General features: G+C 44.5%; 11 protein-coding genes. 9 read left to right on the top strand and 2 right to left on the bottom strand.

Annotated elements, in window-relative coordinates:
* Positions 1 to 85 precede the first annotated feature (85 nt).
* From sicA to F4V72_RS01180, 9 genes are all read left to right on the top strand, one after another.
* Positions 86 to 583, top strand: coding sequence for a SycD/LcrH family type III secretion system chaperone SicA (gene sicA, locus F4V72_RS01220; protein ID WP_000386309.1), 498 nt, complete (start codon positions 86 to 88; stop codon positions 581 to 583).
* Positions 584 to 585: 2 nt separating this feature from the next.
* On the top strand, positions 586 to 2,367 hold the full coding sequence (gene sipB, locus F4V72_RS01215; RefSeq protein WP_023249335.1) for an SPI-1 type III secretion system needle tip complex protein SipB: 1,782 nt from the start codon (positions 586 to 588) through the stop codon (positions 2,365 to 2,367).
* Between the two features lie 27 nt (positions 2,368 to 2,394).
* Positions 2,395 to 3,624 (top strand): IpaC/SipC family type III secretion system needle tip complex protein, encoded by a 1,230-nt coding sequence (locus tag F4V72_RS01210; protein ID WP_136058054.1) that lies wholly within the window; start codon positions 2,395 to 2,397, stop codon positions 3,622 to 3,624.
* Positions 3,625 to 3,694: 70 nt separating this feature from the next.
* A complete protein-coding gene (sipD, locus tag F4V72_RS01205; protein ID WP_136058055.1) occupies positions 3,695 to 4,726 on the top strand; it encodes an SPI-1 type III secretion system needle tip complex protein SipD in 1,032 nt (343 codons plus the stop codon).
* A gap of 18 nt (positions 4,727 to 4,744) precedes the next feature.
* The gene (gene sipA / locus F4V72_RS01200; protein WP_023249338.1) at positions 4,745 to 6,790 is read left to right on the top strand and encodes an SPI-1 type III secretion system effector SipA; all 2,046 of its coding nucleotides are present in this window, start codon (positions 4,745 to 4,747) and stop codon (positions 6,788 to 6,790) included.
* Between the two features lie 18 nt (positions 6,791 to 6,808).
* Positions 6,809 to 7,057: an acyl carrier protein gene (locus F4V72_RS01195; protein WP_023249339.1), complete on the top strand. Its 249-nt coding sequence runs from the start codon at positions 6,809 to 6,811 to the stop codon at positions 7,055 to 7,057.
* A 43-nt stretch (positions 7,058 to 7,100) separates the two neighbouring features.
* Positions 7,101 to 7,352, top strand: a complete 252-nt coding sequence (locus F4V72_RS01190) for a hypothetical protein (protein ID WP_023249340.1) — start codon at positions 7,101 to 7,103, stop codon at positions 7,350 to 7,352.
* Positions 7,353 to 7,386: 34 nt separating this feature from the next.
* Positions 7,387 to 7,779: a chaperone SicP gene (sicP, locus tag F4V72_RS01185; RefSeq protein WP_136058056.1), complete on the top strand. Its 393-nt coding sequence runs from the start codon at positions 7,387 to 7,389 to the stop codon at positions 7,777 to 7,779.
* The gene (locus F4V72_RS01180; protein WP_136058057.1) at positions 7,730 to 9,400 is read left to right on the top strand and encodes a type III secretion system effector BopA family protein; all 1,671 of its coding nucleotides are present in this window, start codon (positions 7,730 to 7,732) and stop codon (positions 9,398 to 9,400) included. Before sicP ends, F4V72_RS01180 begins: the two co-directional genes overlap by 50 nt.
* Positions 9,401 to 9,454: 54 nt before the next feature.
* Here the strand turns inward: F4V72_RS01180 and iagB are convergent, their stop codons facing one another.
* Entirely contained in the window at positions 9,455 to 9,937 is a 483-nt protein-coding gene (gene iagB, locus F4V72_RS01175) for a type III secretion system invasion protein IagB (RefSeq protein WP_023249343.1), read from the bottom strand.
* A gap of 17 nt (positions 9,938 to 9,954) precedes the next feature.
* Complete coding sequence (gene hilA, locus F4V72_RS01170) at positions 9,955 to 11,616, bottom strand: transcriptional regulator HilA (RefSeq protein ID WP_150342419.1); 1,662 nt, start codon at positions 11,614 to 11,616, stop codon at positions 9,955 to 9,957.
* Positions 11,617 to 12,301: the final 685 nt, after the last annotated feature.

Raw genomic sequence — 12,301 nt, 5'->3', positions numbered from 1 at the left:
AACCACCGTCGGGGTTTAATAACTGCATCAGATAATCGCAGTAGTTAAGTTCTACAAAGTCGGTGACAGATAACAGGAGTAAGTAATGGATTATCAAAATAATGTCAGCGAAGAACGTGTTGCGGAAATGATTTGGGATGCCGTTAGCGAAGGCGCCACGCTAAAAGACGTTCACGGGATCCCTCAAGATATGATGGATGGTTTATATGCTCATGCTTATGAGTTCTATAACCAGGGGCGATTGGATGAAGCTGAGACATTCTTTCGTTTTTTATGCATTTATGATTTTTACAATCCCGATTACACCATGGGACTGGCGGCGGTATGCCAACTGAAAAAACAATTTCAGAAAGCATGTGACCTTTATGCAGTGGCCTTTACGTTACTTAAAAATGATTACCGCCCCGTTTTTTTTACCGGGCAGTGTCAATTATTAATGCGTAAGGCGGCAAAAGCCAGGCAGTGTTTTGAACTTGTCAATGAACGTACTGAAGATGAGTCTCTGCGGGCAAAAGCGTTGGTCTATCTGGAAGCGCTAAAAACGGCGGAGACAGAGCAGCACAGTGAACAAGAAAAGGAATAATTATGGTAAATGACGCAAGTAGCATTAGCCGTGGCGGATATACCCAAAATCCGCGCCTCGCTGAGGCGGCTTTTGAAGGCGTTCGTAAGAACACGGACTTTTTAAAAGCGGCGGATAAAGCTTTTAAAGATGTAGTGGCAACGAAAGCGGGCGACCTTAAAGCCGGAACAAAGTCCGGTGAGAGCACTATTAATACGGTGGGTCTGACGCCGCCTACGGACGCCGCCCGGGAAAAACTCTCCAGCGAAGGGCAACTGACGTTACTGCTTGGCAAATTAATGACCTTATTGGGGGATGTTTCGCTGTCTCAACTGGAATCTCGTCTGGCCGTATGGCAGGCAATGATTGAGTCACAAAAAGCGATGGGAATCCAGGTATCGAAGGAGTTTCAGGCGGCGCTGGGAGAGGCGCAGGACGCGACGGATCTCTATGAAGAAAGTATTAAAAAAACGGATACCGCCAAGGGCGTCTATGACGCGGCGGCCAAAAAACTGACGCAGGCGCAAAACAAATTGCAATCGCTGGACCCGTCCGATCCAGGCTATGCGCAGGCTGAATCCGCGGTAGAGCAGGCTGGAAAAGAAGCGACGGAGGCGAAGGATAAGTTAGATAAGGCCACGGATGTGGCGGCCAAAGCGGGCACAGACGCAAAAGCTAAAGCCGAGAAAGCGGATAACATTCTGACCAAATTCCAGGGCACGACGAATGCTGCCTCTCAGAGTCAGGTTGCCCAGGGTGAAAAGGATAACCTGTCAAATGTGGCTCGTCTCACCATGTTGATGGCCATGTTCATTGAGATTGTAGGCAAAAATACCGAAGAAAGCCTGCAAAACGATCTTGCGCTGTTCGGCGCTTTGCAGGAAGGCCGTCAGGCGGAGATGGAAAAGAAATCGGCTGAATTTCAGGAAGAGACGCGCAAAGCCGAAGAAACCAACCGCATTATGGGGTGTATCGGGAAAATCCTCGGCGCGCTGCTAACAATCGTCAGCGTTGTGGCCGCTATTTTTACCGGTGGGGCGAGTCTGGCGCTGGCTGCGGTGGGGCTTGCGGTAATGGTTGCCGATGAAATTGTGAAGGCGACGACGGGGGTGTCGTTTATTCAGCAGGCGCTGAACCCGATTATGGAACACGTTCTGAAGCCGTTAATGGAACTGATTGGCAAAGCGATTACCAAAGCGTTGGAAGGATTAGGCGTCGATAAGAAAACCGCAGAGATGGCCGGTAGTATTGTTGGCGCGATTGTCGCAGCCATTGCGATGGTGGTGGTAATTGTCGTAGTGGCGGTGGTCGGGAAAGGCGCCGCGGCGAAACTGGGTAATGCGCTGAGTAAAATGATGGGCGAAACGATTAAGAAGCTGGTGCCTAATGTGCTGAAACAGTTGGCGCAAAATGGCAGCAAACTCTTTACCCAGGGGATGCAACGTATTACTAGCGGCCTGGGTAATGTGGGTAGCAAGATGGGCCTGCAAACGAATGCCTTAAGTAAAGAGCTGGTAGGTAATACCCTAAATAAAGTTGCGTTGGGCATGGAAGTCACTAATACCGCAGCCCAATCAGCCGGCGGCGTTGCTGAAGGCGTATTTATCAAAAACGCCAGCGAAGCGCTTGCTGATTTTACTCTCGCACGTTTTGCCATGGACCAAATTCAGCAGTGGCTTAAACAGTCTGTAGAGATATTTGGTGAAAACCAGAAAGTGACTGCGGAATTACAAAAAGTCATGTCCTCTGCGGTACAGCAAAATGCGGATGCTTCACGTTTTATTCTGCGCCAGAGTCGCGCATAAAACTCGCCAAAATAAAGGGAGAGAAATATGTTAATTAATAATGCGGGGATTAATCCTGCTACTTATTTAAATCATCATTCTGTTGAGAATACTCCACAGCCTGGTTCGCAATCCGTTAGCGTTAAAGATATTCTGAGCAGCATTGGCATTACTGGTAGCAAAGTCAGTGAACTGGGGTTGAGTCCTACGCTGACAGCCCCTGCGCCTGGTGTATTAACGCAAACCACAGGAACGGTAACGTCCTTTTTGAGAACCAGCATTCAGAATAGTGATATTAATCAGGATCTGAACGCCCTGGCTAATAATTTTAGCAACAAAGCGAACGACATGGTTCAAACCCATCTGCGGGAGCAGCAGGCTGAAGTCGGAAAATTTTTTGATATTAGCGGTATGTCTTCCAATGCCGTTGCGCTGTTGGCTGCCGCGAATGTTTTAATGCTGACGTTGAACCAGGCTGACACCAAACTGTCCGGCAAATTGTCACTCGTCAGTTTTGACGCTGCAAAAACGACGGCAAGTTCCATGATGCGTGAAGGGATGAATGCGCTGTCCGGTAGTATTTCTCAGGGCGCGCTTCAGTTGGGGATCACTGCCGTGGGCGCAAAACTGGAACATAAAGGGCTGCAGAATGAAAGAGGCGCGCTTAAACATAATGCCGCGAAGATCGATAAACTGACCACTGAAAGCCACAGTATTAAAAATGTGCTGAACGGGCAGAATAGCGTCAAACTCGGTGCTGAAGGCGTCGATTCTCTGAAATCGTTAAATATGAAGAAAACCGGCGTTGATGCGACGAAAAACCTTAATGACGTGACGCTTAAATCTAATGCCGGAACAGGCGCCACGGAAAGCCTGGGCATTAAAGACAGTAATAAACAAATTTCCCCTGAACATCAGGCCATTCTGTCGAAACGTCTTGAGTCTGTCGAATCCAGTATTCGTCTTGAGCAGAATACCATGGATATGACCCGGATCGACGCGCGTAAGGTGCAGATGACCGGCGATTTGATTATGAAGAACTCGGTCACTGTCGGCGGGATCGCGGGATCGGCGGGGCAGTACGCCGCTATCCAGGAACGTTCCGAACAGCAAATTAGCCAGGTGAATAATCGGGTTGCCAGCACCGCATCAGATGAAGCGCGTGAAAGTTCACGTAAGTCGACCAGCCTGATTCAGGAAATGCTGAAAGCAATGGAGAGCATTAACCAATCGAAGGCCTCCGCATTCGCCGCTATTGCGGGAAATATTCGCGCTTAATTTGATAGGTCATCTATACGCCATCAGGAGATTTATTAAATAACGCTCCTGATGGTGAACTGGGGATATTATGCTTAATATTCAAAATTATTCCTCTTCTCCTCGTCCGGGACTTGCTGCCGAACGGCCACAGGCAACCGCGGCGAGCGATCACGTAGAGATTACCGCTGCGCCGTCCACAGCAGAACATCGCGGCGCGGATATTATCTCATTATCTCAGGCGGCCACGAAAGCCCAACAGGCACAGCAGACGTTACGATCAACGTTGCCGATCTCCGAAGAGAATAATGACGAGCGTACTCTGGCTCGCCAACAATTGACCAGTAGTCTGAATGCGCTGGCAAAATCAGGTGTTTCATTATCGGCAGAACAAGATAAAGGGCTGCGGAGCGCGTTTTCTGCACCTGCGTTGGCATTATTTAGCACTGCGCCTATGGTGCAGCCGAGAACAACCATTTCCGATGCAGAGATTTGGGATATGGTTTCCCAAAATATATCGGCGATTGGTGACAACTATCTGGGCGTTTATGAGAACGTTGTGGCAGTTTATACCGATTTTTATCAGGCATTCAGTGATATCCTTTCCAAAATGGGAGGCTGGTTATTACCTGGTAAGGATGGGAATACCGTTAAGCTGGATGTTACTTCACTCAAAAATGATTTAAACAATTTAATCAATAAATATAATCAAACCAATAAAAATACCATCTTATTTCCAGCGCAATCAGGCAGTGGTGTTAAGGGGGCAACGGAAGCTGAAGCGAGGCAGTGGCTCAGTGAGTTGAATTTACCCGATAGCTGCCTGAAATCAACGGGATCAGGTTATGTCGTTACCGTCGATCTGACGCCGTTACGAAAAATGGTTCAGGATATTAGTGGATTAGGTAAGCCGGGAGATGATTCCAAACTTGAAATGGATAACGCGAAATACCAGGCCTGGCAAGCAGGTTTTAAAGCTCAGGAAGAAAATTTAAAAACAACATTACAGACGCTGACGCAAAAATATAGCAATTCCAATTCATTGTACGACAACCTGGTAAAAGTGCTGAGTAGTACGATAAGTAGCAGCCTGGAAACCGCTAAAAGCTTCCTGCAGGGATAACAGAAGAGGATATTAATAATGGTAGCAAGTGTAAGAACTCCGCCTCCCGTCGTGATAACTGGTATGCAAACCGAGATCAAAACGCAGGCCACAAATCTTGCAGCAAATATCTCCGCAGTCAGCGGAAATGCCACATCGACGTTGTCAGGGGAAATTAACGGCCCACGACTGGAAGATTTTCCCGCGCTGACCAAACAGTCGAGTCTGGAGGCGTTGTTCAAATGTGGAAAAGATGCCGAGGCGTTAAAAGAAATTTTTACCAGCTCAAGTAATACCGGCGCCAGGAAGGCGGTAACGGAATTTGCGGGACTCTTTCATTCAGCGCAAAAAGCCACCAGCGACTCGCCTGCGGCGAAGGAGCTACTGATGAAGGTGGGGGCAGAGTATACCGCGCAAATGATGAAAGATGGTCTGAAAGAAAAATCGGCTTTTGGACCATGGACGCCAGAAACGAAGAAGGCGGAAGCGAAGCTTGAAACGCTTCATAATAAGCTGCTGGATATCATCAAAAATCATACCGGCGGTGATTTAAGAAACTTATCTACGCAGTATGTCATGCATGAAGTGATGCCCTATATTACCGATTGTATTGAACATCAATTTGGTTGTACGTTAGATCCGCTAACCCGTAGCAATATTGCACAGCTTGTTGATAAAGCGGCGGAGAAGGCGGTTGACGCACTTGATATGTGTCACCAAAAATTAACGCAAGAGCAGGGTACCAGCGTAGGAATGGAAGCACGACACCTTGAAATGAAAGCGTTGATACCTCTGTTGCTACGTAATGTTTTTGCACAAATTCCGGCAGACAAACAGCCTGAGCCTAAAATTCCGGAACCAGCGGCTGGACCGATGCCTGATGGTGGTAAAAAGCCTGAACCTGCAGGTATTAATATCAATATCAATATTGATAGCAGTAATCATAATGTGGATAACAGTAAGCATATTAACAATAGCCGAAGCCATGTCGATAATAGCCAGCGCCATATTGATAATAGCAACCATGATAATAGCCGGAAGACTATTGATAATAGCCGAACACTTATTGATAACAGCCAACGCCATTACGAGTCACACCATTCGAGTAACAGCAGTAGCGTAAGTCATAATCATTCGCGTGTAGACTCAAATACGCATCAAGCGGAGACGGTACGCGGTGCCAGCACGCAGGATATCGCGGGTAAAATTGATGTCACGGCTCATGCCACTGCAGAGGCTGTGACCAACGCTTCATCCGAAAGCACAGATGGAAAGGTGATAACGTCTGAAAAGGGAACCACGGGTGAAACAGCCTCTTTTGATGAAGTCGATAGCGTAACCAGCAAGGTCATTATCGGCAAGCCGGTGCAGGCCACGGTGCATGGCGTTGATGATAATAAAGAGCAAAGCCAGACGGCAGAGATTGTGGATGTGAAGCCGCTTGCCAGCCAACTTGCTGGCGTCGAGAATAATAAAATTGATACCTTGCAGCCAGAAACCTCGGTAATTACAGGTACTAAAGCGGGTACGACTGATAATGATAATAACCAGGCAGATAAGGCTGGCCAATTTTCTGGTCTGAAGTTTAAGCAAAATAGTTTCCTTTCAGCAATTCCGAGTGTTACGAATATGCGTTCAATGCATTTCAATACCCGTGATATGTTTTTGGGGGTGGTACGTAAAGCCCTGGAGCCGGATACCTCCACACCGTTTCCAGTACGCAGAGCGTTTGACGGGTTGCGTGCGGAAATATTGCCCAGTGACTCTATAAAGAGTGCAGCGTTGAAAGCGCAATGTAGCGATATTGAAAAGCATCCAGAATTGAAAGCGAAAATGGATATGCTTAAAGAGGTCATTACTCATCATCCACAAAAAGAAAAACTGGCTGAGGTTGCGCTGCAGTTTGCCAGAGAGGCGGGTTTGACCAGACAAAAAGGGGAAACTGACTATGTGTTAAGTAGTGTGCTGGACGGCCTTATCGGGGACGGTAGCTGGCGAGATGGCCCGGCTTACGAGTCATACCTGAATAAACCCGGCGTGGAACGGGTCATTACTACCGTTGATGGCTTGCACATGCAGCGTTAATTAACTGGAAAAGATGCGATGAATATGGATATTGAAGCAAGAGTCAAAAAAGTGATCACCTCCTGTATTGCCGTTGATATTGATTGCATCAATGGTCAGACCCATCTGGTTGAGGATCTTTACGCTGACTCATTGGATTTAATTGATATTGTATTTGGTCTTAGTGAGGAGTTTGACATTAGTTGTAATGAAAACGATCTTCCGGATATGACGACCTTTGCGGATATATGCCGTGTTGTTGAAAAAAGTCTTGAGTCGAGAGTGTAGTATTTTTCTCTCGCTCGACAACAATTGAATATGGTTAATTGTTATGAAAATCATCACACATGTAGTACCCGGTTCAGATATGGCTGAAATATATGATGATATTGCTGACAGTTCGCTTTTCTTTAGTAAGGGAAAGTTACGCCATGTTGAAAACGATCCGAAAGAGTTGCTGATATGTGTCCCGACACGTAGTGAGTGGTTATTTTACTGGATTAAAGGAGATAAACATTGCGCCCGGCGACGGGCGCATAAGAATATCAAACATGACATTTCTCTGGTAAAACCGAAAAATTAAACTTATAAAATAAATAATTAAAGAGGAAGATAATTTGCAAGCACACCAGGATATTATCTCTGATATTGGTGAAAAATTAGGTTTGCCACTCACTTTTGATGACAATAATCAGTGTTTATTACTGCTCGATACCGATATTTTTATGTCTATTGAAGCTAAAGATGATATCTGGTTATTGAACGGTATGATTATACCACTATCGCCTGTTTGTGGCGATTCTATCTGGCGACAGATTATGGTGATTAATGGTGAACTGGCAGCGAAGAATGAAGGCACGTTAGCGTATATTGATAGCGCAGAGACATTATTGTTTATAGATGTAATTACCGATCTGACAAATATATATCATATTATATCGCAGCTTGAGTCATTCGTGAATCAGCAGGAAGCGCTCAAAAACAGGCTGCAAGAATACGCTAAAGTATGAGGAGAGGAAGTTGAATAATTTAACATTGTCTTCATTTTCAAAATCTGGCGTACCGAGTGATGCCCGACTATATATTGCTAAGGAAAATACTAATAAGGCATATGTTGCGCCTGAAAAATTTTCGTCAAAAGTATTAACCTGGCTTGGAAAAATGCCGTTATTTAAAAATACTGAAGTGGTGCAAAAACACACGGAAAATACCAGAATACAGGATCAAAAAACTTTACAGGTATTTATCCAGGCATTAACGGAAAAATATGGGGAAACAGCGGTAAATGACGCACTATTAATGTCCAGAATAAATATGAACAAACCCCTTACCCAACGTTTAGCAGAGCAGATCACGGAGTGTGTAAAAGCTGCTGACGAAGGGTTTATAAATCTTATTAAGAACAAGGATAATGTTGGTATCATGAATTCCGCTTTAGTAATAAAAGGCGGCGAGACAAAAGTGACAGAGCAAAATGGCGATGTTGGTGCAGAGATGAAACAGCATTTACTCGATATTGCGCTAAACGGACTTAAGAGTGCAATACCTCAACTGGAACAAATGGACGGAAATAAGCTGCGAGAAAGCTTCCAGGAGATGGCTTCGGGTAGCGGTACGCTACGTTCATTAATGACGAATTTACGGAATTTAAATAAAATTCCAGAGGCTAAACAACTTAATGATTATGCTGTAACGTTAACAAATATTCAGGTAGGTGTAGCCCGGTTCTCACAATGGGGAACCAGTGGAGGAGAGGTCGAGAAGTGGATTGGTAAAGCCTCCAGTCAAGAATTAACGCAGGCTGCAAAAAAGATTCAGGCTATTACTAACGAACTGAAAAATGTTACAACTGAACTTGAGAACATAAAAGCTGGTGCGCCAATGCCACAGATGTTGAGCGGACCTACACTGGGTCTGGCACGGTTCGCAGCCAGCAGCATCCCGATTAATCAGCAAACTCAGGTGAAATTGAACGACGGAACGCCTGTGCCAGTGAATACGCTAACTTTTGCCGGTAAGCCAGTGGCATTAGCCAGTTCGTATCCAAAATCTACGCCAGCCGCGCTGGAAGCGCACATGAAAACGCTTCTTGAAAAAGAGTGCTCATGCCTGGTGGTGTTAACGCCGGAAGAGCAGATACAGGCAAGTCAATTACCCGCCTATTTCAGGGGGATTCATACCTTTGGCGAGGTACATACCAGCAGCCAAAAAGTGAACTCAGGGAATCAGGAAGGCACGATAGACCGATACAATATGCAACTGTCCTGGGGAGAAAAGCAGTATACGCTCCCGGTACTACATGTGAAAAATTGGTCAGATCACCAGCCGTTACCGTCCGCTGCTCAGTTAGAATATCTGGCAGATAGCGTGAAAAATATTGCCAACCAAAATGGCGCGCCGGGGCGTAGTACATCGGATAATCATTTACCGATGATTCATTGTCTGGGCGGAGTGGGAAGAACCGGAACGATGGCTGCGGCCCTTGTGCTTAAGGATAATCCTCATAGCAATCTGGAGCAGGTACGTTCAGATTTTCGGGATTCACGGAATAATAGAATGCTGGAAGATGCATCGCAGTTTGTACAGCTAAAAGCAATGCAAGCCCAATTGCTTACGAACACGGCAATCTGATTAAAAAATAGCTTACTTTTGGATGTGATCTGAAAGTAAGCTATTGTTATATGATTATTTGTTTAACGCGATAGAAAGTCTTTTGTTCTTCTCTTCTGCTGGCATCTCTTTTAATTTTTTGTAATTCTCCCAAATTTTTTTAGCATAACTTTTCCTTATATCAGCTCTTTTCGGCGACGTCCCGGCATTATAAGCACCAACGGCCTCCCAGCTATAACCGTAGATTTTCATCATATCTGATAAAATGGATGCGCCAACAATGACAGAAATGCAGGGATCATGTAATAACTGTTTTTCACTGATCCCCATTTTTTTCAATCTTTTCATATGGAAGCTATTAATTTGCATCAGGCCAATATCGGTAGAACCATCTCGGTTATAACCAATGGCGCCTGGTTTCATCGCTGATTCCTGTTGAGCGATAGCATAAAGTAGTTCTGATTCAATATTGAACATTTTTTCAGCCTGAAGCCAGCAATCAGCCCGTGCCGTACTCATACTAAGCAACCAGATTACGATGATAAAAAAATAATGCATATCTCCTCTCTCAGATTTTACCGTAATTTAACCAAGCGGGGATCCTGTTTCCATCTTTTGAACCAAATGTTGTCTTCGTTTTTAAATTTACTCCACATTTTCTCGGCAATAACTTCTCCATGGGCAATCAGTACTAACGGTAATAGCCCTGGATTATTATCAATACTCTGTTCACTTTCCAGAAATTCTCTTATCGCCGGTAAGGCACGCTCACTATTCTGACAGTATTCAGCATAAAGAAGATTAACAGCAATAAGCCCTGTTATTTCATGTGTGGATATTTCTTTAATTAATTTTCGTGCCAGTTCATGTTTACCTTTAAGCGAAAGAAACATAACCTGCATACTTAATAATATTGGATTATCCTGTAAATGTTGCGAACGTAATTCATCTCCTAAACGTATAGCATCATCAAGGCCAGTATGATAGTAGGTAATCCATAGTTTAGTGATCCCTGCTGCTGCGCGCGTTGGGTCCAATTTTAAACACTCGTTAATCGTTTGTAAGGCCTCCTCCAACTGACCAGCCATGAAGAGGTTCCAGCCATAATAATATTTAATATCCGCAGAGACGGGCGAAATTAAATTAGCTTGTTTGAATAGTAAACTCCCAACGATGTATTCTGAATGAATCGTATTAATTAACCCCAGTAATCCTAAAGCTTGCGGATTATTATGGTCCAGCTCTGTCGCCTTAATGGCATGTTCTTTGGCTTTGATCATAGCGTTTTGTTTGTCAAAAATTCCCATTTGCGCCATGCTGAGATAGCATTCTGCCAGCGCACAATAAGGCGCAATGCTATTTGGCGACATATTAACGCATTGAGTTAACAACTTAAGCGCTTGCTGTAAGCTATAGGGGGTATATTGGTTTAATTCATGCTTACCGCGTAAATAGACCATGGTACTGTCAATCGAATTTAGCTCGCTAACCTGCTTTGTGTCCCAGCGAAGCCCCGGGATACATCTGAGCAAAAGATTCGCAATTTTGTTTTGCAAGAGAGAGGCGGGCTGGTTTTCCACCAACTTAATGCTTTCCTGATGCAATAGGTTATAGCCTTTAACCCGAACGATCTCGATCTGCACAACATTATCGTTGCCATCGGGGATCATCTGTCCGGAGATGTAATAATCGGGGCGCAGTTGATCCATGAGCTCCAGAATGTCCTTAACACTGCGACAATTCTTAGTAATGGTCACCGGCAGCACGCTCAGGCCAAAGGGCGCATACTGAGATAGTCCCTTCACGATAGAGTAATGCAGGCTCTCAGATTGAATTTGATCCTGCATCTGAAAAGGAAGAATCGCCAACGTATGAGTGGTGGGTTGCGGCGCTGGCGGAGACACTACCACGACCGGACGATTAAAACGATAGCCTTGCCCATATAACGTTTCGATGTAACGATGTTCTTTATCTTCCGACAGGATACGTCGTAAAGCATAAATACAGCGGGTAAGAGATTCTTCGTTAACCTCGGCGTCGCCCCATACCTGGTCCAGTAAGGTGTTTTTACTAACAATCTCGCCGGCGGCTTCGAGCAGGATGACCAGAACGGCATATTCTTTTGGCGGAATATTCACTTTCTTTTCTGCTCGTAGCAGGGAGCCATCCATGTTGAGTATGAAATCATCAAAGACGAATTTTTTATTAGATACAGGAACAGGATTAAAATGTGGCATGATAGTTGTATATTCTCTTACAGGGTGAAAATTATAATGGTTAATACCCGCCGTTAGTACGGAATTTACTGTGCCAGTAATTTTGCTGTTATTAGTAACGGTCAGGCTGAGCTTTTATCTTGAGCTTAATGTCATATCCTATGGGCTCGGTCTTATATGTTTTGCTCTGTATTTTACATTTGATGATTTAGCTTATGTTTGTGATTTAAAAAACTGACATGTTGATAATAACAATTTTTATAACTGACTGTAATTATTGAGTGGGCGCTGTCGTATGTGTTATTGCAGAGATAATCAGCGCCGGGTATCTAAATATTTACATATTTAACTCGACCTCATTGCAATTGAGATTGGATTTATAGCTATCTTACTGTATTTTTCTGGGGTGTAAATGCTGCTTATTATACCTTCATATCTAATGGTCTGATAATTATACCATCAGAACCAATTCTACCGTGGATTCTTAAGAAATGACTATTCGTTGAAAGTTTAAAGATGTAATTTAGCTTAAGCGTGAAAATATAAATGACAGACTATTTTGAGTATTGCGCTTATTTTTATGTTTTTTTGCAGAATAATGATATCTCCTTTTCTTTATTTCCCAGCGGTATCGCGTCAAAAGGGCAGTGAATTTGTGAGCGGTATCATCCTTAAACTAGCCTTGACAAGATATGGATATCAGGAT

It is taken from the genome of Salmonella enterica subsp. diarizonae (assembly GCF_008692785.1).
Taxonomy (GTDB): Bacteria; Pseudomonadota; Gammaproteobacteria; order Enterobacterales; family Enterobacteriaceae; genus Salmonella; species Salmonella diarizonae.
This window is presented reverse-complemented; position numbering and strand designations above follow the sequence as displayed.